The 25,635-nt window shown below is 34.8% G+C and carries 27 protein-coding genes; 26 read left to right on the plus strand and 1 reads right to left on the minus strand.

Annotated features, from left to right (window positions below; all coding sequences use genetic code 11):
- Positions 1 to 16 precede the first annotated feature (16 nt).
- Together rfbB and J6D32_RS14090 are read left to right on the plus strand one after the other, a co-directional pair.
- Positions 17 to 1,024, plus strand: coding sequence for a dTDP-glucose 4,6-dehydratase (gene rfbB / locus J6D32_RS10630; RefSeq protein WP_039930899.1), 1,008 nt, complete (start codon positions 17 to 19; stop codon positions 1,022 to 1,024).
- Between the two features lie 128 nt (positions 1,025 to 1,152).
- Positions 1,153 to 1,287 (plus strand): sugar nucleotide-binding protein, encoded by a 135-nt coding sequence (locus J6D32_RS14090; protein ID WP_202795348.1) that lies wholly within the window; start codon positions 1,153 to 1,155, stop codon positions 1,285 to 1,287.
- A gap of 218 nt (positions 1,288 to 1,505) precedes the next feature.
- On the opposite strand, the gene pulA is transcribed toward J6D32_RS14090, so the two are convergent.
- On the minus strand, positions 1,506 to 3,641 hold the full coding sequence (gene pulA, locus J6D32_RS10635) for a type I pullulanase (protein ID WP_006784702.1): 2,136 nt from the start codon (positions 3,639 to 3,641) through the stop codon (positions 1,506 to 1,508).
- 187 nt (positions 3,642 to 3,828) lie between these two features.
- Between pulA and J6D32_RS10640 the strand changes: the two genes are divergently transcribed.
- The 24 genes from J6D32_RS10640 (at position 3,829) to J6D32_RS10755 (ending at position 25,496) form a co-directional block, all read left to right on the plus strand.
- The gene (locus J6D32_RS10640) at positions 3,829 to 4,491 is read left to right on the plus strand and encodes an FMN-dependent NADH-azoreductase (RefSeq protein ID WP_006784701.1); all 663 of its coding nucleotides are present in this window, start codon (positions 3,829 to 3,831) and stop codon (positions 4,489 to 4,491) included.
- 15 nt (positions 4,492 to 4,506) lie between these two features.
- Positions 4,507 to 5,013, plus strand: a complete 507-nt coding sequence (locus tag J6D32_RS10645) for an HdeD family acid-resistance protein (protein WP_006784700.1) — start codon at positions 4,507 to 4,509, stop codon at positions 5,011 to 5,013.
- 170 nt (positions 5,014 to 5,183) lie between these two features.
- Positions 5,184 to 5,981, plus strand: coding sequence for an amidohydrolase family protein (locus J6D32_RS10650; protein ID WP_006784699.1), 798 nt, complete (start codon positions 5,184 to 5,186; stop codon positions 5,979 to 5,981).
- Between the two features lie 100 nt (positions 5,982 to 6,081).
- Complete coding sequence (locus J6D32_RS10655; RefSeq protein WP_006784698.1) at positions 6,082 to 7,062, plus strand: tyrosine-type recombinase/integrase; 981 nt, start codon at positions 6,082 to 6,084, stop codon at positions 7,060 to 7,062.
- 262 nt (positions 7,063 to 7,324) lie between these two features.
- Positions 7,325 to 7,894 carry a hypothetical protein gene (locus J6D32_RS10660; protein WP_287467671.1) on the plus strand — a complete coding sequence of 190 codons (570 nt, stop codon included), beginning with the start codon at positions 7,325 to 7,327 and terminating at the stop codon, positions 7,892 to 7,894.
- A 345-nt stretch (positions 7,895 to 8,239) separates the two neighbouring features.
- A complete protein-coding gene (locus J6D32_RS10665) occupies positions 8,240 to 8,950 on the plus strand; it encodes a TspO-related membrane protein (protein WP_006784696.1) in 711 nt (236 codons plus the stop codon).
- 112 nt (positions 8,951 to 9,062) lie between these two features.
- Positions 9,063 to 9,578: a hypothetical protein gene (locus J6D32_RS10670; protein ID WP_006784695.1), complete on the plus strand. Its 516-nt coding sequence runs from the start codon at positions 9,063 to 9,065 to the stop codon at positions 9,576 to 9,578.
- A gap of 15 nt (positions 9,579 to 9,593) precedes the next feature.
- Positions 9,594 to 9,776 carry a hypothetical protein gene (locus J6D32_RS10675; RefSeq protein ID WP_055165563.1) on the plus strand — a complete coding sequence of 61 codons (183 nt, stop codon included), beginning with the start codon at positions 9,594 to 9,596 and terminating at the stop codon, positions 9,774 to 9,776.
- 992 nt (positions 9,777 to 10,768) lie between these two features.
- On the plus strand, positions 10,769 to 11,623 hold the full coding sequence (locus tag J6D32_RS10680) for a coiled-coil domain-containing protein (RefSeq protein ID WP_006784693.1): 855 nt from the start codon (positions 10,769 to 10,771) through the stop codon (positions 11,621 to 11,623).
- Between the two features lie 488 nt (positions 11,624 to 12,111).
- Positions 12,112 to 13,602: an aminotransferase class I/II-fold pyridoxal phosphate-dependent enzyme gene (locus J6D32_RS10685; protein ID WP_238526658.1), complete on the plus strand. Its 1,491-nt coding sequence runs from the start codon at positions 12,112 to 12,114 to the stop codon at positions 13,600 to 13,602.
- 21 nt (positions 13,603 to 13,623) lie between these two features.
- Positions 13,624 to 14,046 (plus strand): adenosylmethionine decarboxylase, encoded by a 423-nt coding sequence (speD, locus tag J6D32_RS10690; protein WP_006784691.1) that lies wholly within the window; start codon positions 13,624 to 13,626, stop codon positions 14,044 to 14,046.
- A gap of 26 nt (positions 14,047 to 14,072) precedes the next feature.
- On the plus strand, positions 14,073 to 14,936 hold the full coding sequence (speE, locus tag J6D32_RS10695; RefSeq protein ID WP_006784690.1) for a polyamine aminopropyltransferase: 864 nt from the start codon (positions 14,073 to 14,075) through the stop codon (positions 14,934 to 14,936).
- Positions 14,917 to 15,822: an agmatinase gene (gene speB / locus J6D32_RS10700; RefSeq protein WP_006784689.1), complete on the plus strand. Its 906-nt coding sequence runs from the start codon at positions 14,917 to 14,919 to the stop codon at positions 15,820 to 15,822. Before speE ends, speB begins: the two co-directional genes overlap by 20 nt.
- Complete coding sequence (metK, locus tag J6D32_RS10705; protein ID WP_006784688.1) at positions 15,809 to 16,969, plus strand: methionine adenosyltransferase; 1,161 nt, start codon at positions 15,809 to 15,811, stop codon at positions 16,967 to 16,969. The genes speB and metK overlap by 14 nt, the downstream gene beginning before the upstream one ends.
- Positions 16,970 to 17,181: 212 nt before the next feature.
- Positions 17,182 to 17,679: a hypothetical protein gene (locus J6D32_RS10710; protein ID WP_006784687.1), complete on the plus strand. Its 498-nt coding sequence runs from the start codon at positions 17,182 to 17,184 to the stop codon at positions 17,677 to 17,679.
- A 234-nt stretch (positions 17,680 to 17,913) separates the two neighbouring features.
- Positions 17,914 to 19,074 (plus strand): serine hydrolase domain-containing protein, encoded by a 1,161-nt coding sequence (locus J6D32_RS10715; RefSeq protein WP_155232250.1) that lies wholly within the window; start codon positions 17,914 to 17,916, stop codon positions 19,072 to 19,074.
- A 78-nt stretch (positions 19,075 to 19,152) separates the two neighbouring features.
- Positions 19,153 to 20,013, plus strand: coding sequence for a metallophosphoesterase family protein (locus J6D32_RS10720; RefSeq protein WP_147633428.1), 861 nt, complete (start codon positions 19,153 to 19,155; stop codon positions 20,011 to 20,013).
- A 119-nt stretch (positions 20,014 to 20,132) separates the two neighbouring features.
- Positions 20,133 to 20,966, plus strand: coding sequence for a putative RNA methyltransferase (locus J6D32_RS10725; protein WP_006784684.1), 834 nt, complete (start codon positions 20,133 to 20,135; stop codon positions 20,964 to 20,966).
- 108 nt (positions 20,967 to 21,074) lie between these two features.
- Positions 21,075 to 21,515 (plus strand): peptide-methionine (R)-S-oxide reductase MsrB, encoded by a 441-nt coding sequence (msrB, locus tag J6D32_RS10730; protein ID WP_009607059.1) that lies wholly within the window; start codon positions 21,075 to 21,077, stop codon positions 21,513 to 21,515.
- 317 nt (positions 21,516 to 21,832) lie between these two features.
- Positions 21,833 to 23,329: a sodium-dependent transporter gene (locus tag J6D32_RS10735; RefSeq protein ID WP_155223595.1), complete on the plus strand. Its 1,497-nt coding sequence runs from the start codon at positions 21,833 to 21,835 to the stop codon at positions 23,327 to 23,329.
- Positions 23,330 to 23,621: 292 nt separating this feature from the next.
- Positions 23,622 to 24,398: a threonine/serine exporter family protein gene (locus J6D32_RS10740; RefSeq protein WP_006784681.1), complete on the plus strand. Its 777-nt coding sequence runs from the start codon at positions 23,622 to 23,624 to the stop codon at positions 24,396 to 24,398.
- Positions 24,395 to 24,841, plus strand: a complete 447-nt coding sequence (locus tag J6D32_RS10745; RefSeq protein ID WP_006784680.1) for a threonine/serine exporter family protein — start codon at positions 24,395 to 24,397, stop codon at positions 24,839 to 24,841. Before J6D32_RS10740 ends, J6D32_RS10745 begins: the two co-directional genes overlap by 4 nt.
- Positions 24,842 to 24,962: 121 nt before the next feature.
- On the plus strand, positions 24,963 to 25,184 hold the full coding sequence (locus J6D32_RS10750) for a hypothetical protein (RefSeq protein WP_006784679.1): 222 nt from the start codon (positions 24,963 to 24,965) through the stop codon (positions 25,182 to 25,184).
- 135 nt (positions 25,185 to 25,319) lie between these two features.
- Positions 25,320 to 25,496: a hypothetical protein gene (locus J6D32_RS10755; RefSeq protein ID WP_006784678.1), complete on the plus strand. Its 177-nt coding sequence runs from the start codon at positions 25,320 to 25,322 to the stop codon at positions 25,494 to 25,496.
- The last annotated feature ends 139 nt before the right edge of the window (positions 25,497 to 25,635 follow it).

Raw genomic sequence — 25,635 nt, forward strand, 5'->3', positions numbered from 1 at the left:
GGAAGGAGTTGAAGCAATGAAACTACTAGTAACAGGTGGAGCAGGTTTTATTGGCTCAAACTTTATTAATTATAGATTGAAAAAATATCCAAAAGACACTGTTGTGAATTTAGATGCTTTAACGTATGCAGGTAATTTGGAAAATTGCCAGAAGTTTGAAAGCAATCTAAATTACCAATTTGTAAAAGGCGATATTACCGATCGAGAGTTTATTTTTTCATTATTTGAAAAAGAGCAATTTGATGTGGTGGTAAACTTTGCGGCTGAGTCTCATGTCGATCGTTCGATTACACAACCGGACCTCTTTTTAAAAACGAATATTTTAGGAACACAAGTGTTGATGGATGCAAGTCGGGAGTATAAGGTTAGTCGATTTCATCAAGTTTCAACAGATGAAGTATACGGAGATCTCCCACTTGATCGACCAGATTTGCTTTTTACAGAATCATCTCCACTTCATACGTCAAGTCCTTATTCTGCTTCTAAAGCATCAGCTGATTTACTTGTACTCGCTTACTACCGGACATTTGGTTTACCAGTGACGATTTCCCGCTGCTCAAATAATTATGGACCCTATCAGTTTCCTGAAAAGCTCATCCCATTAATGATTCGCTGTGGGCTTAAAGGAGAGAAATTACCTGTTTATGGAACGGGGTGTCAGGTCCGTGATTGGTTACATGTTGAGGATCATTGTCAGGCCATTGATTTAATTTTACAAAAGGGGCGTTTGGGTGAAGTCTATAATGTTGGTGGGCATAATGAACGAACAAATTTAGAAGTGGTGATGACGATTATGCGGGCATTGAATATTTCAGAGAATCAATTATCATTTGTTGAAGATCGATTGGGACATGATCAACGTTATGCGATTGATCCAACGAAAATTCAGACTGAACTTGGTTGGTATCCCGTTCATTCATTTGATGATGGGATTCAAGAAACGATTGAGTGGTATTTATCTCATCAGGATTGGTGTGATCACATTGAACGTGGTGAGTATCAAAAGTATGGTAATTTTAAATGATAATTGTAGTAACAGGTGTAAATAGGTAACGAAATTATTCATTGTTTAACATATTCAGTAGTAAACAAAGCAGAAGAAACCGAATATTACTTTAAAGTAATTTGAAATGCCACAAGAATCAGATTCATGTGTACGGCGCTAATAAATTAAAAGAGGAACCAGATGTTCAAGAGATATTAGATAAATTCGGTATTATCTGCATTTCATGGGTTTTTAGTAAGAGTGGGAATAATCTTATAAAAACAATATTGCGATTGATATGAGTTTCCCGCTCAAATAGTTGAACTAACTGAAGTCAGTGCTAGTTTATTAAAAATTTCAACAACCGAATAGGGGGCAAAAGTCAAGAGGCCACTCAATAGCCGATTGAGTAAAACTAAACTAATTGAAGCGGGTTTTTCCCTGTCACCGTTACGGTCAGAGTCTCTTAACGAATATTTAAAAAGCCTTTAGGTTTTCATAAGACCTAAAGGCTTTTGTTTTATTTTGCTAAAACAACTAATTCAATTGAATCAACTGTTAATTCATTGACTGAGTTTTGTTCCGTTAGGACACCAGCCTGATTGGCAATTAATTGATAATCATCTTTTAGTTTGATATCAATTGAGGTATGTGTTGGGTTCATGAATACTTTAATTTCTTCGTATGGTCCATAAGCTTGTACATTAGAAATCGTGTATTCAATCACACGATTTTCAAGACTACGTACAGTCACGTGTTTTTTTATTTCTTCTGCTGTGTTTAAGCGAAGAGCTTTTAATTCTTTACGTAATTTGATGAATCCTTTTACGAATTCGACTGTTTCAATGTATTCGTCTTTGCGGTCCCAATCTAGTTTATTCACACTATCAGGTGACGTATAAGAATTATGGTCTCCGTCTTTTGTACGGTTAAATTCTTGACCGGCATGTAAGAAGGCAATCCCTTGAGAGACTAAGATTAAAGCGGTAATCATTTTTTGACGTTTTAATCGAGTTTCTAATGATTCGCATTTATTTGATAACATAATTTTATCAAATAGTGTCATGTTATCATGACACTCAACGTAGTTTAACGTCATGGTTGGTTCTTTAAAGACTGGTTTTGTTCCAATAGAAGTGCATGATCCCGCTATGACGTTCATCGCACGATTAATTTCTCCTGTGTATCCAAGACCGTATCCAATATCAGACATTTCTGTTTCAAAAGGTGATCCTTTAATTCCACGTCCGAATTGGTCATTAAAGTGCGCAATTTTTGGCATTTTTTCATTATTGAACATCATCGCTTTTAATTCATCATCCATTAACGTTGGCATATTCCATCCTTCACCGTATACCATGACAGATGAATCAATCGCCTGGCATTCTTCTGTTAGTTGGTTCATCGTATCGATATCCAAAATTCCCATTAAGTCAAAGCGGAATCCGTCAAATCCATAATCACGAATCCACATTTTTGTTGAGTCAATAATGAATTTACGGCACATTGGACGTAACGAGTCAACGTCATTTCCGCACCATGAACCATTTGAAACTTCACCATTTTCACCTAGGCGGAAGTAGTAGTTAGGCACAATATTTTCAAAGGCTGATGATCCGGCATCAAACATATGATTGTAAACAACATCCATTGTGACACGGAATCCTTTTTCATGAAGTTTAGCAATCATTTGTTTCATTTCAATGATGCGTGAATAAGGATTTAAAACATCTGTTGCGTAAGAACCTTCTGGGACGTTGTATTGAACTGGATCATACCCCCAGTTATAAGTTTCGAATTGATTTAATTCATCGACTGATCCAAAATCGTAAGTCGGTAATAACTGAATATGTGTAACACCTAAGTCAACTAAATAATCAAGACCGGTTAAAGTCCCACGGCTTGTGCGAGTTCCTTCCTCAACAACTCCTAAGAATTTACCCACATTTTTAATTCCTGAATTTTTATGAACTGAGAAGTCACGAACGTGCATTTCATAAATAATTGCATCGGTATATGACTGTACTTTTGGTGCCATCTCGCGATTAGAGTCAATTTTAATTTTTTCAGGATCGACGATCACTGTACGTTTATGATTTGGAGTTGACGCAATGGCATATGGATCAGTTGCCTCATTCCATGTTCCATTAACTTTAACGAGGTAAACATATGAGGCTAATTCTAAGTCACCTTTAACGGTTGCAGTCCATACTCCATTTTCTTCACGTGATAAATCATAAGTTTGATAATCACCCTTAACTTTGATATCCACTTTTACACGATTTGCAATCGGTGCCCATACTTTAAAGATTGTCGCTTCTTTTGTGTATGTTGTTCCTAAATCATCACCCGCGTAGTAGAATTCTTCATCGAATTCTTTTGTACGGACGACATATCCAAATTGTAAAGGCGTTTGTAAATTATGGTCATCTGCCACACGATACTCTCCACCAAATGTTAAGCTTGGAGATTTTAATAAGTATTTAACGTAATCTCCATCTTCAACTTTTTCAAGGATTTCTAATTCAACTGAGGCTGAATTTTCATCTTTTAAACGGAAAGTAGAGCTTTCCCCATTATAAAACGTCTTTTTTAAATAAACGGTAATTGTTTCATATTGATCCACATAAGCTTCGAATGTTTGCATCTTTCTCATGTCTAAATCCCCCTTATCATACTGTTGTTTTCATTATAGCGAAGAAAATCAGGATAAGAAAGGGCTTTTAAGAGTGTAACCCATTACACGTTGAATCGTTTCAATACAACTTTTTATAAATTAAGGTTATAAGGGTGAAAAAACGAGACATACTAAAAATAGGTATATCATAAGGAGTGTCTTTTCTATGAAAAAGTTATTGTATATTGTTGCAAGTTCGAAGCCGGAATCTTTATCGAGTTGTCAACGAGGTGCACGTATTTTCTTAAATTGTTTTTTAGAGCAGCATCCTGAGTATGTGATTGAAGAAATTAATGTTTTTCATGATGCTATTCCACAACCAAATGATCACCATTTTTTATCACGCGCTACCCTTGTTAATGGCGACCGATTTAGACAGTTAAGTGAGCAAGATCAAAACATTGTCAATCGGATGCAACAACTGTGTGACCAATTTAAGAGTGCCGATCGCTATGTCATTGCAGCACCGATGTGGACGTTATCATTCCCTTATAAATTAAAGCAATACCTAGATTGTTTGATTTTAAATGACCAAACGATTTCTATTTCTCCTAAAGGGGTAAAAGGCCTACTTCATACTAAAAAACGAAAGGCAATTTATATTCAATCATCTGCTGATATTTACCCATTTAAAAGTATGAGTATTCCGTTCGTTGGAACTCGTGTCAATCATGGAATTACGTATCTTTATGATGTTTTTCGTTTTTTAGGAATTGAGTGTATTGAACCGTTACTCATTCAGGGAACTGAAATTGATGATAGTGGCATTGAACTTGCGTTAGCAAAAGCAAGTGGTGAAGTGGCACATCGATGTGAGGCGTTTAAATAAGAAGGAGGATTTTTGATGTCATCATTTTTAGAAAAAATGTTTGTGATAGAAGGGATTATTTTTGGGGTTCTTGGAATCTTGTTCTTTATCTTCCCAATAGAAACGATTATGAGTATGAGCACGATTATTGCCGTACTATTTGTAATTGTGGGCATTTCAACGATTATTCGGACAAGTGGACGGGAAGAAAGATGGTTCTTTATTTTTAATGGAATCATTAATATCTTATTTGGCTTAGTTTTATGGCTCTATCCCTTATCAACGATTAATATTTTAATTTTCTCTTACGGAATTTGGGTCTTAGTTCGTGGTATTTATTTGTTATTGATGTCATTGACTAGAGGATATTTTGGGTTAAATGCTTATACAGTTTATAATGTGATTTTAATTTTATTTGGTGTCATTGTGGTCTTTCAACCGTTCACAGTACTAATGACAGCACCGTATTTGATTGGAACGGCTCTTATTGTCACAGCGGTTGGTGAAATTTATCTAGGAATAAAACTTAAAGATACGTTTTAAAAGCTTCTATTTGGAAGCTTTTTTTCTTTCTATATTATATAAGGATATTGTTTGTTTTGTTATTTAGGATTTAAGGTGCATTTTTAAACCGTTCTTTCTCATATTTCAAGAGGTGACCCATCTCTGTTTTTATTGTATAATAAGTCCATCAAATAAAACGAGGTGGAAGTATGATTATTGATTCGCATGCTCATATAGGGGAAATGTTAAATTTTAAGCTCTCAGAAACCGTATTACTAGATTCAATGGAACGATATGCGATTGATTTTTGCTTAGTTTCGAATGTTGAATCTTCAGAAGTTGATCATGAACAAGTACTCATTCCAAGTTGCTCTCAACATTCACAACTAAAGAGTAATGAGAGAGTATTGAAGTTTGTAAAGCAGCATCCCAATCGATTAGGTGCTTTAATCTGGGTGAAACCGTTGCTTGAAGCGGTTGATGCCTCTTTAGAGGCATTGATTGAAGAAAATCGAGCGGTTATCTATGGTTTAAAAGTTCATCCTTATCATTCAAGGGTGGCATTTGATGATAAACGGATGATTCCTTATTTTGAGTTGGCACGAAAATATCAGCTTCCAATTGTGACTCATACCGCAAACGATCCGTATTCAACACCGTTACATGTTTATGAGGTAGCCAAGCGATATCCTGATTTGAATTTTGTGATGGTGCATTTAGGGCTCGGAACGGATCATGAATTAGCGATTAAACTGATTTCAAAGTTACCGAATCTTTATGGTGATACAACTTGGGTTAATGCAAAAGATACCCTTAAAGCCATCAAAGTTTGTGGAGTGGATAAAATCATGTTCGGAAGTGATAATCCGATTGATGGATTGGAGACTCTTGGAAAGCGTATTTATCAAGATTATTTTTATGACCTGAAAAATTCTTTAAGTCATACGGATTACGAAAAATTAATGGGGTTAAATGCCAAACAAATTTTTAAGATTAAATCATTCTAAATGATGAGTGGTTATTTGTGGTATTTTATTTTTTATTATCCAAAAATTTTTAAGTTGTGATATGATTAAATGTGGAATAAACAGGAGAATGGTGAGTAGAATGGAGATAGTTTTATCACAAAATAGAGCCGTCGGCGAATCTCAAAAAGTACACTTTATTCGTCACTTTTTAAATTTAAAAGCAAGCAGTAGTCACTACACTGCGATTTCATATGAAAGAGACATTTTGGATTTTTTTCAAGTTGATTATATTGAACAGATTCAATTAGAACAAATCATAGCAGTTAATATGTTTGATGTCGAACATTATTTACTTGATTTAAAAGGAAAAGGATGTGCTTCTGCTACGATCAATCGCAAGGTCTCTTCACTGAGCTCTTTGTATAAGTGGCTATTAAAATATCAAGATAATCGAACGGGAAAATCATTACTTTATTTTAACCCGTTTGGAAATTTGAAAGATGAAAAGCCAAAGGTGAATAATAAGGAAACAGAGTTTTTAACTCAGGATGAGTGTCAACGACTGATCTCAATCTTTGATACAAGAAAAATTGTGGAACTTCGTAATAAAACCATTATCGTCTTAGCACTTACGACTGCACTTCGTAAATCTGAAATGATTAATATTAAATTAAAAGATATTACGACATATGGTGAGTATGATGTCATTCATGTCATGCGAAAAGGAAATAAAAAAGATATGGTAAAAATTCAGTCGAGTCTGAAGCGGTTGATTGAAGAATATATCGAGCGCACTAATCGTGATATGATCCAGGATGCAGAATCATATTTATTTATTGGCCACTCTCGTAATAAAAGGAATAATGAGAAACTTGATCCAAGCTCTTTGAATTATATGTTGAAATCAACTTGTAAAAAGGCTGGGATAGATAAACATTTAAAAGTTCATTCAACTCGGCATACGGCAATTACCCTTGCTATTACAGGTGGGGCAAGTATTGAAAAAGTTCGAGATTTTGCGGCTCATCAAAATATAGCGACAACCAATCGATACGTCCATTCGATAGATAAATTAAAAGATAATGCAGGGGACTATATTCATATTGATGATTTATTTTAATTTTTACAATGAAAATAAGGTTCGATAAAATTTATGTTGTAGTCCTTTTATCTTATAGGCTCGTAGCAAATAGACGAATTTGAAGTTTATTTGCTACGAGTTTTTTTACTTCAAATAGGTTCTTCGAATATAGGAAATTAGCTTAAAATAAAAAAATCTTAAAGTAAATGATTATGTCTATACACCAGATAGTTTCTTTGAATATAGTATCTTAGCTTATGAATCTAAGCTTGAAAGTAAAAATTTAAAACGAGGTGTTACAATGCCAAATTACTTTATTGTTCAAACAGGAAATGATGGAATGGATCGCGATTGTCATTGCCGCTGTAAACACGAATCACAAGAACCAACTAGAAACTGTGAATGTCAATCTTCAGGAGAGTTATTAGATAATCCAGGATTTGAATCTTTTACAGCAGCAGAGGTTCCAACTGATTGGACTGTTACTGGTACAACTGCTAGCCAAATTTCCCAGGGGCGAGTTCACTCAGGACAATCAGCTGTTAGATTATCAGGTAATACTACTTTAACACAGACAGTAGACGTTTCTGATGATAGTCGATGTTACTATGAGTTTTCATTCTTTGCTAACGCTCAGGGGACTGGCGGACCACTAACTGCTACTGTAACTTTTTTACCTTCTAATGTAGTTGGGTTAACAATTCCGATAAGAAGTGGGGATCTTCCAACAGGTGAAAGTATTTTCTCATATTATCGTGGTATTACTTCGCAAGCACCTGCTGGCACTGAACAAATAGAAGTGAGATTCGTATATGGTAATGCCGGCATCGAGGCAGTAAATATAGACGATGTTTCTTTATCAGTCGATTAAAAATCTTAAGTTATCAAAATAGGTTCTCTTATTAAAAACATGATATAAGCGCCATTTAGTAAAGATAATTTCTGTATTCAACAGGAATTATCTTTTTTTCATGTTAGAGGATAATAAAAAAGAATAAGTCATTCTTCAAATGAATAAAGTTGTTAACAGAAAGCTAAGTGAGAGATAAACTTTTAGATGAGCGCTACCTTTAAGTAAAAGATATTGTGTAGATTATATGATCTATCAACTCTTAGATTTATTCATTTATGTTGTCATTTTTTTATAAATCAGTTCGACTTTGATAGGTTTTAACATAAGCTTAAGTATAAGTCTTATGAAATAGGAGAGAATGGGATGAATAAGAAATTTATTTTTACTTTTTTTAATGTGGTTAGTTATGTATTTTTATTAGTTTGTTCTTTTTTTATTAATGGAAAAACAGCCTTCAGTGTAGCGGGAGCTCAACCGCTTATTACCCCAGCACCTTACGCGTTTTTGATTTGGATTATCATCTATTTATTATTTGGGATTTGGATTATAAGATTTGGCTTTAAGTCTACTGAATACGATGTTGCATATCAAAAAGTGAGTCGCTTTATCCCGTTAGTATTTTGCTTTGCTGGAGGATCGTTGTTGGTTGGTCAACCAATTGCAGTTTTTTGTATCATAGGTTCTTTATTAATGACTGTATTCAGTTATATCTCTTGCCGACATGCCACTAGTAAATCATCTTTTTTTAGAGTGCCATTATCCGTTTATTTAAGTTGGATTTCAATTGCTAGTTTGATTGAAACTTTGATTGTGTTAAAGAGTCGTTGGGGTGTTGAATTATTCGGATTATCTGAGACGTTTTGGACAATTTTTCTTTTAATGTTTATTGGATTTATCGCAATTACTATTTTGTCAACACAACAGGACTTTATTTATCCGTCTGTCATTATTTGGGCATCGATTGGGATTGCAATGAATCATTTGAATCATGCGTCAATTTTTATAACGTGTTGTGGCGTTATCTTATTAATTGGTCTGATGATGGATTATATGAAGCGAATCACAGAAAAATAGAGAAAACGTTTTAATTTATTGAAATATTCCTCTTTCGTTTTGAATAGGATGTATTAGAAGGGATTTAGGAATAAGGGTGATGTGTGTGATGATTGGCCAGGAGATTTTTTTTATGGCATTAGAGGAAATCAAACAGGAATATCCTAAATATGAATTTATGGTTAGCCGTGATGTCACTTGGATTTTACAAAAAAAGATGAAGCGTTTAATCGAAGAAAAGGGACTTCCTTTTGAATTGTATCAAGATTATCCTCTTGAAAAGGGATGTTATGAACACAAAGAGAATGAATTAGTTTTGGTGACTCAAGGAACTAATTACAAAGAATTATTTAGTGGGAGAGCTCAGGCGGAGTTAGTGATTCGTATCTTATTAGAACCATCAAAATTACGTCAAGATGTATGCTCACACCATTTACCTCGTGTATTGGTTACGCAACTGACAGAGAATATTAGAAAAGTTCAGAGTTTAGTTCACTCAGGAAAAACGAAAGAAGGGATTTCTTTATTGATTGACGAGTATTCAAGACACCGCCATCAAGTGATTCAGGATAAAGACGTTGTTTGGGAATCATGGGGAGATTATGATGATTCAGGATTTAATATTTCAGTTCTGGTTGCTACTTTTTAAAGGGGGGATGAGGAGATGGAGCGGCATTTTAAAATTATTGATCATTACTATCCTCATGATGAAATTTGGATTGTTAATGAAAGTAAATTAAAATCAGATTTTAGATATCTTAAAGCAGCTAATCTTGAAGAATTGTTAGCACAAATGAGAGAACAAGGGTATGATGTTTTAGAATTTAATCTTCCTAAGAATTATTAGAAGAAAAAGGAGACGCTTTTTTATAAGGGTCTCCTTTTTAGCTTACTGTTCAAAAATGTGACTGCTTGAAGTAGGAGGGGCGATAGAGAATTAGGATTTTTTTATAGTTCGGAAGTTCTAACTTATTTTTGCATAGAAGTGATACGCCCGGGGCTGTGAAGATTTTGAGTGAGATTGCTTCTTTTTGCTCAAAAGAAGACAATGTTTATCTTGAGCGCTTAAGGGAATAGCTAGGAGTTTTCGATTTGTTTTTACAATCAGATTTGGGACTATCAACGGTATTCTCACGTCACTTATGTAGTTATTCATCCTTTTCTTTTGTTTTTTTAGCGTCGAACACTAACTCGTTTTTATTCTAAATGAATTTTAATTGTTTTATAACGCATCTATTTTCTTTGTTATTAGGATTCACGTGTGACAGTAATTCTAAATGAGTAGCTTAGCTTCTTGTATCCAAACATAACAAGCTTTTATTCAGCAAGTATTTTGAGTGTATCTTTATAATTTTATGAGTTAAATAACACGTCGCTTCGAAATTCGATTTTTGCAATTTTCATCATCATGATCGGAATTGTTTAGTCGTTTTTTCTCCAATGTTAACATAGGACTTAAACTATCACTATTTGACTGCATTTTTTATCCCTCATGCTATTTCTTTATAAGTAAATAATAAATTTCCATATTTTAACTCATCTCTTCGCTTTTTTCTTGTTCTTCTTTTGTGGTCTCTTTATTTTTTTCTTTCATCCCTTTTTCTGTTTTTATTTTTTTTGCTATTTTTTATATTCAATATAATAAAAGTTATATTGAATATAAACTTATCGTAGTTTTTGTGTATACTTTCGTATACTATTGTAAACACGTTATTTACGTCGGTGTATGAGTTTGTATACTTATGTATACTTTTGTGCACATGGAATAGGGGTGGTAGCAAAAAATAAAAAAATAGGGTATAATAAAGAAAAAAGTGCGATGGAAAAAGGTGAAGATAGATGGCAGATGCAGTATTAAGTGTGCGAATTGATGAGGAATTAAAGCAGAAGTTTCTCGTTTTAGCGCAAGAAAATGGGATTAATAACAAAGAATTAATGGAAGTCATGGTGTCACAGTTTGAGTTAGCGCAAATTGGAGATGGATCCACTCAGTTTAATCAAGACTTAGAAGAATTACAACGAATTACAAAACGTATGAATGATATTTATATTAATATGTTTGAGCGAACTCAAGTGCGTGAATTAGAGATTAAAAATAAGGAATCAATCTTAAGACATAAACAAGAGGAAGAAATTGCGGCTCTAAACGAAAAATTGGAGATTATAGAGCAAAAAGATAAAGAATTACAGGGTTTAAAGGATAAACTCAAGAAGATGTCTCAGGATTTTGGTGTCTTAAAAGAGGAGCAAGAGAATATTCGTGAGTTAAATCAGTTATTAAAAGATAAAAATAGTCAGTTAGAGAAAGTATTTGCTGATTCGCAAGCTAAAATAGAAGCGGCAAATCAGGTGCTTGAGGAGTCGGTGAAGTTAAAGGCGTTGGTTCAGGATCAAGAAGCGTTAATTAAACGCCAAGAATTCCAGTTACAAAAAGAGATAGAAGAACAACAAAATTTGAAAGTGAAGATGGAAGAAGAGAAAAGAATAGCAATCCAAACGCTTCAACAGGAGTTTGAATTCGAGAGACGAAATCATCAGTTAGCCTTGAGTGAAATGCAATTGGAAATGAAGAAGCAGGCTGCTATAGAACTTGAAGAAGTGAATGAAAAGGCACGAAAGCAAATTGAAGAGTTATCAAAAGAAAAACAGGATTTAGTAGAAGTTTTAAAACAAAAAAATGCCAGCCTAGACTAGTTTGATATCAGCACTAGTGATAGAAGAAAATGAACGAATTAATGTATTTGTCACTTTATGTGATGAACAAATGTATGTTGTAAAGAGGGTTGGCCTGTGTAAATCACCGCTTAAATAGCGGTGATTTTTTTGTTTACGTATAGTGTTAGTTGTGAAAATTGAATACAACAAAAAGTTTAGTATTCTATTACTTGAGGTAAAAAGTGAGAAAAATATCAAAAAAAGTATTGATTTTATTAAATTTATATAATAAACTAATCGTAATTCAACTGAAAGTTGGATTTAATCGATGTATAAATGCTTTAAAAAACAATAATTGGTATCAAAATCACCGATTAGAAGGTATTTTTTAGGGTATTTATATTTTTTGTTTGTTGTTTAATTTATTGTTTTTTTGGAAAAAAATATATTTTTTTACCCAAAAAGTTTATAAATACTAAACAAAACGTGTTATATTCTTAGATTTTTAATTGAAAGGAGGGAAAAAGGTGTTGCAACTAAGTGCAAAAGAATTGAGAGAGAACAGAGAATTGGCATTTCAAAAAACTCATCATCAAAAGTTGCCACTGCTTAACGCTCTTAAACAATATGGTGAGAAAGATATTGCTGCTTTTGATGTACCAGGACACAAGCGAGGCGTTGGGGTGAAAGTACTAAGAGACTATTTTGGAACGGAGCTGATGAAATTAGATGTCAATTCATTGCCACTTCTAGACAATGTCTCTAACCCAAAGGGGGTCATTGCCGCATCACAAGCTCTACTTGCTGATGCCTATCAATCAGATGCTGCTTTTTTTATGACAAATGGGACAACGTCTGCGATTCATTGCATGTTAATGTCTGTTTTAAAACCAGGTGATAAAGTCTTATTACCACGTAATATTCATAAGTCTGCACTTAACGGATTGATTTTGTGTGGTGCGATTCCTGTTTATTTACCGACTGAGTTTAGAAGTAAAGAAGGAATTTCAGCCAATGTGGATCCACAGGAGATAAAAAAAGCATTAATGAGCGATGAAGAAATTAAAGCCGTCTTTTTGCTCAATCCAACGTATTATGGATTTGTGACGGACTTGAAGACCATTATTACGATCAGTCATGAGCGAAATGTTTTAGTGTTAGTCGATGAAGCGCATGGTGCGCATTTTCCGTTTCACGAGGGATTGCCTCCATCAGCGATGGAGCTTGGGGCAGATATTTCCTGTGTCAGTCTCCATAAAACAGGTGGGGCACTCACACAGGCATCAGCCATGCTTGTCAATTCGAGTCGAGTGGATGTCATGAAAGTTCAACAAGTCATTAATATGCTCCAGTCCACATCCGCATCATACTTACTTATGGGAAGCTTAGATGGAGCGAGACAAAATTTAGTCTTACATGGCAACAAACGATTAAGTCATGTCATTAACTTAAGTCATTATGCGAGAGAACAACTCAATCAAATTCCAGGAATTCAAACCATTCAACCTCAGGATTCTAAACGTCCATTTGATGTGACCAAACTTGGAATCCATGTTGCCGGACTTGGGATGACTGGTTTTGAAGTATACGATTTGTTGTGGAAGGAATTTTCCATCCAACTTGAAATGGCGGATTTAAATAACGTCTTAGCTATTATTAGTTTAGGGGATTCTAAGCGAAATATTGAGCGTTTAATTGAAGCTTTTCGTTTGTTATCTAAACGTTATACGAAGGCTAAAACAAGTCATTTAATTCCTACTCGACAAATTGAACCAGAAGTTAAACTCTCACCTCGTGATGCTTATTTTAGCGAGAAAGAGTTAGTTCTTCTTGAAGAATCATCAGGGAAAATTTCGGGAGAATCTATTTTAGCCTATCCCCCAGGGGTTCCAATTATTGCACCAGGTGAACTCATTACAAATGAAGTCATTCGAACCTTAAAACAGTTAATTAAAAGTGGTGCTTTTTTAACGGATCAAACGGATAAAAATTTAGATCACATTTTAGTCATTAAATAAACAAAAAAGGAGTCCTAAAAGATGCATAAAGTTGAAACATTAGGTCGCCATATTTTAGTTGAATACTATAATTGCGATAAAGAAGTATTAAAGAATCCAATGTATATTGAAAAATCAATGAATGAGGCAGCCATTGAAGCAAAAGCAACGATTGTTGAATCGGTTTTCCATCATTTTAATCCATGGGGCGTAAGTGGTGCTGTTATCGTAGCAGAATCTCATTTAACGATTCATACTTGGCCGGAGTATGGATTTGCTTCAGCGGATTTCTTTACATGTGGCGATATTGATCCATGGAAGAGTTTTGAATATTTAGAAGACTTATTAAAAGCAGAATTTAGTGAATCAATTGAAATTCCAAGAGGATTAACCTCTAAAATTCAGAAACATAGTAAAGAAGATTTAGGATTAATTACACATAAACCAGTCGAACAAGCTGGATAGTGTCACAAAGATAAGGAGAGATCAAGATGGAGTTTTGGTATACAGAAGAATGGACAAATAAGGTACGTTTCTCAGTAAAGGTTGAGAAGCAATTATTTTCAAAGAAATCAGATTTTCAGCAAGTTGATGTATTTAAAAGTGAAGAACTCGGTACATTTTTAACGTTAGATGGATTAATGATGGTCAATGAGAAAGATGAATTTATTTATCATGACTGCATTGTACATACCCCAATGTGTGTGAATCCAGCCATTAAAAAGGTGCTAGTAATCGGCGGCGGTGACGGTGGAACCGTTCGTGAACTAACACGATATCCTCAAATCGAAAAGATTGATATGGTTGAAATTGATGAGCTAGTTGTTCGAGCCTCACAAGAATATTTACCGATTACGGCCTCTAAATTAGAGGATGAGCGAGTGAACTTATACTTTGAAGATGGAGTGGCATGGGTAGCAAACGCTACATCAGGAACTTATGATTTAATTATTGTGGATTCAACGGATCCAATTGGACCTGGAGAAGGGTTATTTACAACTGAATTCTATGAAAATTGCTATCGTATTTTATCAAAAGATGGAATTTTAGTGAATCAAAATGAAAGTCCATATTTTGCTCATAATGCACATGAAATGAAGCGAGCACATGAGAAGATTCATCGAATTTTCCCAATTTCTAAAGTGTATCAAGCACATATTCCAACTTATCCATCAGGGCATTGGTTATTTGGCTTTGCTTCTAAAACGCTTGATCCACTTCTAGATGCTAAAGTAGATAAATGGCAAGCTTTAGGGTTGAAAACGAAGTATTATAATACAGATTTACATATGGGGTCATTTATGCTCCCAACTTATGTGAAGGAGATGTTAGAAGATGCAAAAACGATTAAGTAATCGTGCAACGTTTATGGCAATGGATGTCAGTTTTGAAGAAGCAGAAGTGGTTGTCTTTGGGGCTCCTTTTGATGGAACGACCTCTTATCGTCCTGGAACACGTTTTGCGGCTGGACAACTTCGATGTGAATCAGAAGGAATCGAGACCTACAGTCCATTGCTTGATTTAGATTTAGAAGACTTCAAGATTTGTGATTTAGGGGATGTCAATTTATCGAATGGTAATACAATAAAATGTCTAGAAGAAATTAAAGAAGTGACAAAAGAAGTATTAGAAGCAGGGAAAAAGCCGTTGATGATTGGAGGAGAGCATTTGGTTACTCTTCCAGTCATGGAGGCTCTTTTTGAAAAGTATCAAGATATTCATGTGCTTCACTTTGATGCTCATACAGACTTGCGTCAGACGTATCATAATGAGACGTTATCCCATGCGACAGTCATTCGTCGTATACATGATTTACTTGGGGATGGACATATTTTTCAATTTGGAATTCGTTCGGGAACAAAGGAAGAGTTTAATTTTGCATTAAAAGATTACCATACTTATATGGAGCCGTTTACGGTTCACAGTGTCGCTAAAGTTCTGAAGTCTTTAAAAGGATGTCCAGTGTATGTCACACTTGATTTAGATGTGTTAGATCCATCCATTTTCCCTGGAACAGGAACTCCAGAAGCGGGAGGCATTACTTATCGTGAGCTAGAAACAGTGTTTACGGCACTTAAGAACGCAGAGGTTGAGTTAGTAGGAGCCGACTTGGTTGAGTTAAGTCCGCATTATGATCAATCGAATGTCTCAACGTTAGTGGCATGTAAAGTATTAAGGGAACTTGCTTTATTAGTATCAAGTAAAAAAAGAGAGGAAGAAATCATCGATGAAACAGCGTAAATTATTTACATCAGAATCAGTTACAGAAGGGCATCCGGATAAAGTTTGTGATCAGATTTCAGATGCTATTTTAGATGCCATCGTAGCACAAGATCCAATGGCTCGCGTGGCTTGCGAAACCGTTGCATCTAAAGATTTAGTGTTAGTAACAGGGGAAATTACAACAACGGCAAGTGTTGATTTTGAATCTGTTGTTCGTGAAACGATTCGTGAAATTGGCTACATAGCAAAAGAGATTGGATTAGATGCTAATAACTGTCGTGTCATGGTTGAGTTAAATGCTCAATCACCAGATATCGCACAAGGGGTTAATGAATCACTTGAAGCACGAGAATTCGATGAGCAAGAAGCCGTGATTGGAGCTGGAGATCAAGGGTTAATGTTTGGATATGCTTGCCGTGAAACAGAAGAATTTATGCCATTACCGATTTCGTTGGCACATAAACTGGCTAAACGTTTAAGTGAAGTTCGTAAAAATGGAACACTTTCATATTTAAGACCAGATGGTAAAACACAAGTAACGGTTGAATATGATGAACAAAATCAGCCAGTTCGTATTGATACGATTGTCATTTCAACTCAACATGATGAAGAAGTGTCTCATGCTCAAATCGTTACTGATTTAAAAGAGCATGTTATTTCTCCAATTATTGAGACAACGTTAATGGATGAAAAAACACGTTTATTTATTAATCCTACAGGACGTTTTGTCGTTGGAGGACCTGATGGGGATGCTGGTTTAACAGGACGTAAAATTATAGTTGATACATATGGTGGCTATGCCCGCCATGGAGGGGGAGCTTTCTCAGGAAAAGATTCAACAAAAGTCGATCGCTGTGCAGCCTATATGGCACGTTTTATTGCAAAGAATCTTGTTGCAAATGGACTGGCTGATAAATGTGAAATTCAATTATCTTATGCTATTGGAGTTGCAGAACCTACTTCAATCTTAATTGAAGACTTTGGGACAGCTAAAGTTTCAACCGAAAAATTAGTTTCTATTATTAAGGAAAACTTCAAACTACATCCTCAAGGGATTATCGAGATGTTAGAGTTACGTCAACCGATTTTTAAAGAAACAGCAGCGTATGGACACTTTGGCCAACCGCATTTTCCATGGGAGCGAGTGATTCCATTAGCTGTTTAACACATTTAATTTTAAAAAGTAGCGCATTGCGCTACTTTTCATTTTATAGAAAGAATATTCTACTTTTATCAGACATATAATAAGCCATATAGGATTAGAATTGAAATCTATTTCAAACTGATAATGGTGGTCGTGAAAGTAGCTGTATGGACTCATGCTATTCATTAAACTATGTAATCCTTCAGAAATACAAAATTGCTGAGGTGAAAGTCATGATTTACAAGTTATTTAATTATCTTAAATCAGTTTCAATTGAAAGTGAAGAAGGAATTCAAACTCTGACACATGAAGGAAAGTATTATCAAAATGATCATGTCTGTTTAGAGGTACAAGAAGTAAATCATAATGAGATTCAATTCAAAGTTGTCAATGCAGATTGTGAGATTAAGCATATTTATGTTGATTTCATAAATCCGATTGAAAATGTGAAAGCAACACTTGATGATAATGGAAACTTATTACCGATTAGTGATGACGATATTTTACAAAATCAATGCTATGTTTATTCTGATTGGGGAACGTATGCATTGGGTATTGAAAATGGTTATGATAAAGGTGTTAATTTTCAAGTCGACCCAAATGAGATTCATTTATCATTTGATTTAAATGAGTCTAAGTTACCATGTTATCGTTTATTATTTGAAAAGTATTTATCCGTTTATAAAGGCTCTGAAATTGTGAATCGATTTAAACATCAACTTGGATATTAAAAGACAAAAAGGTAAAGATGAGTCTGTTCATCTTTATTTTTTTATGTGAATTCAGTCATCTAAAGATCTATCCTATAGTGAGAAAGATTTGTGGAAGGGATATAAAATTATTGTACAAAAATGACAATTATCGACAGAAAAGAGATGAATTTTTTGAATCGTATGATAAACTAGTAACGAAGGGAGGATATTAGAGTTTAGAAGGAATAGGGTCGATGTTTTAAGGGAGGATTTATGAATAAAAGAGCTTTGGCAGTGGCAATCGTTACTGCATTATTGAGTGGTTGTCAAAAAAGTGGACATGAAGAGTTTAAAATGGAGTCATCACTAGAAGAGAGTGATGTTATAGATATAGCATCTCAAGAAGAAACAGTCGAAGAGGAAATCGTGACGGAAATAATTTCAAAGGATTATGAGACCGTTGCAAAATCAATTGATGCTTATTTGCAAGAGCAGTTATTCAATGGAGTAGCGTTAGTCTCAACAGGTGATGATTTAATTTTAGTTAAAGGTTATGGGTTAGCTAATGTTGAAAATCATGAACCGATGACAATTGATAAAAAGTTTCAGATTGCTTCGGTCTCAAAGTCATTTGTGGCTGTTAGCATTTTACAATTAGTCGAAAGTGGGCAATTGACTCTTGAGCAAACGATTGATACGTATTTTCCAACGTTACCCCATGGAGAAGAAATTACCATCCATCAATTGCTAACCCACACCTCGGCTCTTTATTCAGGCGATGATTTGACGAATTATAATCAGGCGACGACGCTTGATCAGGTGATTGCAGATGCTTTTAAGGAAAATAATCTGTATTATGAAGAACCAGGAGTCTATGCGATTTATTCAAATTTAGGTTATGATCTTCTGGGGGCCATTATTGAGCAAATTACAGGAATGTCTTATGCTGATTATGTTCGACTTAATATCTTAGAGCCTTGCGAGATGACAGATTCAGGATTAAATATGGATGCGGTGCCACTAGATAATATGGCAACCGCTTATAATGGAAATATTGCAGAGGGTTATAATGCGAAGATTTTGAATCCTTCGTTTGGATATGCTTCAGGTGGTTTGCATTCAACCGTTATGGATTTGTTTAAGTATGATCGAGCGCTTGCTAAAAATGAGTTGATTTCTGAGGAAAGTTTTAAGATGATGTCTACACCGTATTCTAAAATTGGCAATAAGGATTACGGTTATGGGTGGTACGTTGATATGTATCTTGAGAATACGGTTTCCCATCCTGGTAACTTGATTGGATGGCATTCCATGCTTTTGCATCATAAAGAAGATAAAGTATCCGTTATTTTATTGACCAATCACGATGAAAGCGATATGAATATGGCATTTACCATCGCTCGATTAGTGTTAACCAATTTGGAATCGCAATAAAATAAGAAAAAAGAGTCGTAATTTTTTAATTATGACTCTTTTTTGATATAATAAAAGCCTTAGAAAGGGGATTGTCAAATGAGAATAGGTGTGATAGCAGATATTCATGGGAATTTACATGCCTTGAAGGCGATTATTCGCGACTTAAATAAAGCAGGAATCAGTGATTATATCATTGCAGGCGATTTAATCGCAGACTGTTCGCAACCTAATGAGGTTTTAGATTATATTAAGACCCTAAATGCAACGGTGATCAAAGGAAATCGTGAAGATTATGTTTTGAGTTATTTAAAAGGTGAGAACCAACACTGGAGAAACTATGAACAGATGGCAAGTGTCGTATGGACGGCGAAAACGTTAACGAAAGAAAATGTGGAGTATATTAAAGGGTTATCTGATTCGTGTGTGAGGTCGTGTGGGAAGTGTGGGTGTATCAGGATTGTACATGGATCACCCTTTCATATTAGTGAGCACTTATATGAGGATAAAGAACAAGATCGTTTATTAGAAGCAGTTCAAGCTTGTCAAACTGAAGTACTCGTTTGTGGACATTCGCATCGACCTTGGAAAAAAGAAGTGAATCAGACACTGGTGTTAAATCCAGGTGCAGCGGGAGTCCATTTTAATCAGTGGAGTGGGGCTGAGTATGCTATCTTAAGTTTTGAAGATGGCAAGTGGCAAGCTAGTCATCATATTGCATTGTATTCAGTTGAGGATTTTAAACAAACGATGTACAAGAGCTCGCTTTATGAAGTGGCACCGATATGGGCTCGTTTAATTGTACAGTCGATTGAAGAAGGATTTAATGCCAATATTAATTTCTTACGCTCATTTGAAGCAACTGATTTTCATGATGGATTGATTGAAAATGAAGTTTGGAACCAACGAGCTAAGGTGTGGTTTAATTTTGAAATAAATCATCACCATGGAAATAATTAAAATTCTTCAAAAATGACCAGAATTAAACAGAATCTTTAATGAATAGTCAATTTAATCATTTTACGTCAGTTATGATATAATAAGATAAAAATATAGTTATGAAGTGAGGTTCATGGATCATGATCAGTAATTTTATATGTCCGCTTTGTCAAACCCAATTAGTAGTAGAAGAAAGAAGCTATAAATGTCACAAGGGACATAACTTTGATAGAGCAAAGAGTGGATACATTAATCTTTTAATGTCACAACAAACGAAAAAAAAGCGTCATGGTGACGATAAATTAATGGTTCAGGCCCGAAAAGAATTTTTAGAATCAGGTTATTACAATGTTTTACGTGAAAAACTGCAAGATGTTGTAAACAAGCATGCCAAAGATCAGGATGTAATCTTAGATGCTGGTTGTGGTGAGGGCTGGTATACGGATCATATACTAAAGCATTTAACGGAGCAGTCTTTGCACATTAAGATGCTTGGGATTGATATTTCAAAGTGTGCCGTTGATTATGCAGCCAAACGTAATAAAAAGATTGAATTAGCAGTGGCAAGTATTGCTGATTTACCAGTCGCGGATCAATCATGTGACATCATCATTTCTATTTTTGCTCCGTTTTTAGGTGAGGAATGTCAACGTGCGTTAAAAGAAGATGGACTTTTGATTAAAGTCATTCCACTCGAGAAACATTTATGGTCGTTAAAAAAAGCGGTATATGACACGCCTTATGAAAATGTCATTGAGAATTTAGAGGTAGATGGTTTTGAGTTAATTGAAAGACATGATATTAAAGAGATGATGCATCTTACAAATAATCATGATATCGTTAGCTTATTTATGATGACACCGTATTATTATAAAACAGGCCGAGAAGATCAAATGAAGTTAAACCCAGTTCAAACACTTGATACAGAAATTGAGTTTGCTATATTAGTTTATCGAAACCAGATAGGTCGCTAGAGGGATGTTTAATCCCTCTGTTTTTATTTTCAGCTACTTACAGATTAGGGACTCACTGATTGGGCGATAATAAAGCATATGAATTTTTTATAGGTGGTGTAATGTTAGATGAAGTATCAAAAACCAACTCAAGACGAGTTAAGAGCTAGATTAACTCCGATGCAATATGAAGTGACACAAAATAATGGAACCGAGCCTCCATTTACTAATGAATATGATCAACATTTTGAAGAAGGAATTTATGTTGATGTTGTGAGTGGGGAACCCCTCTTTTTATCACGTGATAAATTTCATTCGGGCTGTGGGTGGCCTGCCTTTTCAAAGCCCATTCATCGGAGTATGATTAAGGAGAAAGCCGATTGGTCCCATCAGATGCATCGAATTGAGGTGCGAAGTCAAAAAGCAGATTCTCATTTAGGTCATGTGTTTAATGATGGACCCTTATCATCGGGTGGTTTACGATATTGTATTAATTCAGCTGCCTTACGTTTTATTCCAAAATCAAACATGAAAGAAGCGGGATATGGACAGTACATCGAATTATTGTAGATTCATTTGCTTCCATTTTTGTAACAGTATCTTAATCATGTCTGTTTAGTGCACTCTCGTACATAGGCTATTTCATGAATAAAGTGTGCATCATTCTTTGAGTTTCTCAAATTTTATTTAAAAATCGCTTTTCTATTTTTTAGAGAAAAGCGATTTTTTTCTTTTATAAATATGTCCAAAATGTGTCTTGTGTTTTTGATGAGATATGTTAGAATAACATTGAATTACAATTATTAGTAATTAATTGTTTGATTATGAAGGGGAAATCATGATCAAGAAGAGTTAATTATAGATTAGAAATCAGGGGGGATGAGTGTATGGCAAGACAACAATGGAGTTCAAGAAGTACTTTTATTATGGCTGCCATTGGTTCGGCAGTTGGACTTGGAAATGCTTGGCGATTTCCGGGGATTGCGTATGCAAATGGGGGAGGTGCCTTCTTAATTCCTTATTTTGTGGCGTTACTAACAGCTGGAATTCCATTATTAGCACTTGAGTTATCTATCGGGAAGAAATATCAGTCTGGTGCTCCAAGTGCTTTTGCAAAAATGAATAAAAAGTTTGAATGGATTGGTTGGTGGGGAGTCGGAACAGCATTTTGTATTTGTGCGTATTATTCAGTGGTCGTCGCATGGGTCATTGAGTATGTGGCGCTGTCATTTAAGTCACCTTGGATTGAAAAAGGGGCAGCTGATATCTTTACGGGGGATGTATTACAGGTTTCGAGTGGAATGTTTGATTTCGGTGGTTTTAGTCCTGTGGTGTTTTTAGCACTTATTTTTGCTTGGGTTTGCATTTGGTATTGTATCCGTCACGGAGTCACATCAGTCGGGAAAGTCGTGAAGTATACCGTTATTTTACCTGTTATTTTACTTGTTTTCTTAATTATTCGTGCGATGACTTTACCGGGAGCATTTGACGGTTTGAGTTATTACTTAGTTCCGGATTGGTCAGCATTACTAGATATTAATGTGTGGGCGGCAGCTTACGGTCAAATATTCTTTAGTTTGAGTATCTTATTTTCTATTATGGTGGCCTACGGTAGTTATTTAAACAAAGAGGCAGAAGTAACAAAAGATGCGATGATCATTGGGTTTGCAGATGCGGGAATTAGCTTTTTATCCGGAATCGCAGCCTTTGGGACACTTGGATACTTATCAGCAGTCAGTGGAACACCGATTTCACAAATGAAGCATACGGGGATTATGCTAGCTTTTGTAACGTATCCTGAGGCGTTAGCTCAAATGCCGGGTGGCCGTTTGGTAGTCATTTTATTTTCTCTTGTTTTTTTCATCATGTTATTTACCCTTGCAATTGATTCTGCCTTTTCGATTGTTGAAGCTATTATTACAGCGGTGGTTGATAAATTTGGATGGAATAAATCCAAAACAACGTTATGGGTATGTGTGATTGGATTTGCATCGAGTCTAATTTTTGCGACACGGGCTGGACTTTATTGGTTAGATGTTGTGGATCACTTTGTGAATGACTTTAATTTAATTGCGATTGGATTCGTTGAATGTTTAGCTTTAGGATGGGTATTTGGAGCGGATAAAATCCGCGACTATCTCAACAGTAATACCGATTTTAAATATGGGAAGTGGTGGAGTGCCTGCATCAAATACCTTTGCCCAGTTATCTTCTTATTTATTAGTGTGACCTATTTAATCACAAATTTAACAACACCATATGATGGTTATCCAGTATCTAATCTAATTGCTGGGGGATGGGGGATTGTCCTATTAACCGTTATTTTTGGTATTGGAATAAGTTTGGTGAAAGGTAAAAATGAGGATAAAGCCACAGTTAGTTAAGCTAGGTTTACTAAGAGAGGGAAGTCTATCTTGAAACATCACAGCTAAAAAACGTTTATTTTCCTAATAGAAATGATAAAACGAGCTTAGAAATTGACATGAATAACCTATTAAGTAAATGGCTTAAATTTATTTAATAGGTTTTTTTGTTAAATAAATTTAGGCCATTTAAAGTCTGACTTAGTAAAAATTAGTTATGATTCACCATTTTTGTGTCAATACTAATAATAGAACGTTAAGATTAACAAAACATTTGTTTAAGATTGAAGAGTTAACAGTAGGAGTTGTCGTCATGAATGAAGAAAAGAATCATCCACAGCAAGTTTTAATGCTTGCATTAGATATTGGCGAGAAGCTAACAAAATGTGGTGCAGAGATTGGACGTGTTGAAGATTCTATTATTAGGATTTGCAAAGCATATGGAGTTAAACGAATTGATGTTTTTGCGATCAGATCATTAATTATTGCGACCATCCAAACAACTGATGGTGACATTATTACGCAAACGAGGCGAATATATTCTTATGGTACAAATCTTGAAGGGTTAGAAGGCGTGAATACGTTATCTCGTCTGATTTGCGAGACAGCACCAAATTGTATAGAAGTTCGAGAAAAAATTAATGAATTGGAACAATCTCGCCCTCCAATCAATTTTTCTGTCTGCTTGGGTTGTATTCTTATTGCGACAAGTTCTTGTATTTACTTTGGAGGAGAAGTCATCGACATGGTTCCATCTGCCATCGTGGCAGCTTTTATTTTTTACTTAGATAATTATTTTAAAAAAGATTACATGAATCAGGTCTTATATATGGTATTGTGTTCCATGCTCGCTGGAATGCTGACGATTTTATTAGTTAAGTTAGGGATTGGAAAAAACATTGATAAGATAATGATTGGAGATATTATGGTTTTAATCCCGGGTCTTGGAATAATGACAGCTTTTAGAGAGATTTTATCTAGAGATTTATTAGCTGGCTTAATGCGATTTTTTGAGTCAATTTTAGTTGCGTCAGCCATTGCGTGTGGATTTTCATTAGCATTATACTTTATGGGAGGTCTATTACAATGAAAGAAAATATGATTTTAATCATCAGTGCAACCATTGAGAGTTTAGGGTTTGCACTCCTTTTTCGAGTAAGGAAAGATAGACTGATTTATGGTACGATTGGGGGAATGGTTACGATTACCATTTATTTATGGCTCTTTTCTATTCATCAAGATGCTTTTTTAAGTAACTTAATTGCAGGAATTTTTGCAACCGCTTATTCAGAAATCTTTGCCCGTGTTTTAAAATCTCCTGCTATTGTCTTTTTAGTGCCATCTGTTATTCCATTAGTACCCGGAGGAAGTCTTTATTATGCGATGAGAGCTTTTATTTTAAATGATGAACCTGAGTTTTCAAGTCATCTTCATAATACATTTAGTACAGGAATAGGGATAGCCGTTTCGATTATATTAGTATCCATTTTCTTTTACTATTTAAAATCGTTAAGAAAAAAGTTTAAGTATTAACGCTTCAGGATGAAAGATTAGTTTTGATTAGTCTGATAAAAAAAGTCAGCGAAATAGGGGCGATTTGCTATAATAGAAAGATGAAAACGATAATGAATCGGTATTAGAAGGAGAGATTAAAATGAATGAGAAGACCTATCTTTTAAAAGAGATTGAATTACAATATAACTATCGACTTGAAGATGGAGTTACGTACACTAAGTCAAAATATTTAGTGAATGATCTTTTTAAAAGTATTAAAGGGAGTGTTAATTGTGAGTTTGGCGGTTTTGAACAACTTGGTTTCACGGAAATAGAAGTCAAGCAGCTGATTAAAACTTATATCGATCAGTTATCTAAATAATCGAATTTCGCTGTCTTTAAGGGTTCTAAAAACGAAGACTGATTAAAAAACGTTATATTTTATCCTATTATTTGACAATATTAGGTAGATGAATTATGATAGTGTCATTATAAATGAAGACAGGAGGTGCTAAGCATGGAAAATACAGAAAAAATTCTTGAAGCGATGAAAAATGCTGGAGAACCTCTTAACAATGGTAAAATTGTAGAGTTAACAGGTCTTGAAAAGAAAGACGTCGAAAAAGCGATGAAACAATTAAAAGCTGAAGAAAAAATTGTTTCCCCAAAAAGATGTTATTGGCAACCTAAATAAAAAAATTAAAAACCCAGACCTAATGTGTCTGGGTTTTTAATTTTTAGGTAAAAGAGTTTGTGAAAGGGCACGGCTAGTTAGCTTTTTTATCAACCACCATAACTTCCTATAATGTATATTATGTAAACTTAATAATAAA

The organism is Turicibacter sp. (genome assembly GCF_017941855.1).
In the GTDB taxonomy this organism is placed as follows: domain Bacteria; phylum Bacillota_I; class Bacilli_A; order MOL361; family Turicibacteraceae; genus Turicibacter; species Turicibacter sanguinis.

What these genes read in the sequence shown, in the direction of transcription:
- rfbB (WP_039930899.1), top strand. Translation starts at nt 17, where the DNA reads ATGAAACTACTAGTAACAGGTGGAGCAGGTTTTATTGGCTCAAACTTT.
- pulA (WP_006784702.1), bottom strand. Translation starts at nt 3,641, where the DNA reads ATGAGAAAGATGCAAACATTCGAAGCTTATGTGGATCAATATGAAACA.
- J6D32_RS10640 (WP_006784701.1), top strand. Translation starts at nt 3,829, where the DNA reads ATGAAAAAGTTATTGTATATTGTTGCAAGTTCGAAGCCGGAATCTTTA.
- J6D32_RS10645 (WP_006784700.1), top strand. Translation starts at nt 4,507, where the DNA reads ATGTCATCATTTTTAGAAAAAATGTTTGTGATAGAAGGGATTATTTTT.
- J6D32_RS10650 (WP_006784699.1), top strand. Translation starts at nt 5,184, where the DNA reads ATGATTATTGATTCGCATGCTCATATAGGGGAAATGTTAAATTTTAAG.
- J6D32_RS10655 (WP_006784698.1), top strand. Translation starts at nt 6,082, where the DNA reads ATGGAGATAGTTTTATCACAAAATAGAGCCGTCGGCGAATCTCAAAAA.
- J6D32_RS10660 (WP_287467671.1), top strand. Translation starts at nt 7,325, where the DNA reads ATGCCAAATTACTTTATTGTTCAAACAGGAAATGATGGAATGGATCGC.
- J6D32_RS10665 (WP_006784696.1), top strand. Translation starts at nt 8,240, where the DNA reads ATGAATAAGAAATTTATTTTTACTTTTTTTAATGTGGTTAGTTATGTA.
- J6D32_RS10670 (WP_006784695.1), top strand. Translation starts at nt 9,063, where the DNA reads ATGGCATTAGAGGAAATCAAACAGGAATATCCTAAATATGAATTTATG.
- J6D32_RS10675 (WP_055165563.1), top strand. Translation starts at nt 9,594, where the DNA reads ATGGAGCGGCATTTTAAAATTATTGATCATTACTATCCTCATGATGAA.
- J6D32_RS10680 (WP_006784693.1), top strand. Translation starts at nt 10,769, where the DNA reads ATGGCAGATGCAGTATTAAGTGTGCGAATTGATGAGGAATTAAAGCAG.
- speD (WP_006784691.1), top strand. Translation starts at nt 13,624, where the DNA reads ATGCATAAAGTTGAAACATTAGGTCGCCATATTTTAGTTGAATACTAT.
- speE (WP_006784690.1), top strand. Translation starts at nt 14,073, where the DNA reads ATGGAGTTTTGGTATACAGAAGAATGGACAAATAAGGTACGTTTCTCA.
- speB (WP_006784689.1), top strand. Translation starts at nt 14,917, where the DNA reads ATGCAAAAACGATTAAGTAATCGTGCAACGTTTATGGCAATGGATGTC.
- metK (WP_006784688.1), top strand. Translation starts at nt 15,809, where the DNA reads ATGAAACAGCGTAAATTATTTACATCAGAATCAGTTACAGAAGGGCAT.
- J6D32_RS10710 (WP_006784687.1), top strand. Translation starts at nt 17,182, where the DNA reads ATGATTTACAAGTTATTTAATTATCTTAAATCAGTTTCAATTGAAAGT.
- J6D32_RS10715 (WP_155232250.1), top strand. Translation starts at nt 17,914, where the DNA reads ATGAATAAAAGAGCTTTGGCAGTGGCAATCGTTACTGCATTATTGAGT.
- J6D32_RS10720 (WP_147633428.1), top strand. Translation starts at nt 19,153, where the DNA reads ATGAGAATAGGTGTGATAGCAGATATTCATGGGAATTTACATGCCTTG.
- J6D32_RS10725 (WP_006784684.1), top strand. Translation starts at nt 20,133, where the DNA reads ATGATCAGTAATTTTATATGTCCGCTTTGTCAAACCCAATTAGTAGTA.
- msrB (WP_009607059.1), top strand. Translation starts at nt 21,075, where the DNA reads ATGAAGTATCAAAAACCAACTCAAGACGAGTTAAGAGCTAGATTAACT.
- J6D32_RS10735 (WP_155223595.1), top strand. Translation starts at nt 21,833, where the DNA reads ATGGCAAGACAACAATGGAGTTCAAGAAGTACTTTTATTATGGCTGCC.
- J6D32_RS10740 (WP_006784681.1), top strand. Translation starts at nt 23,622, where the DNA reads ATGAATGAAGAAAAGAATCATCCACAGCAAGTTTTAATGCTTGCATTA.
- J6D32_RS10745 (WP_006784680.1), top strand. Translation starts at nt 24,395, where the DNA reads ATGAAAGAAAATATGATTTTAATCATCAGTGCAACCATTGAGAGTTTA.
- J6D32_RS10750 (WP_006784679.1), top strand. Translation starts at nt 24,963, where the DNA reads ATGAATGAGAAGACCTATCTTTTAAAAGAGATTGAATTACAATATAAC.
- J6D32_RS10755 (WP_006784678.1), top strand. Translation starts at nt 25,320, where the DNA reads ATGGAAAATACAGAAAAAATTCTTGAAGCGATGAAAAATGCTGGAGAA.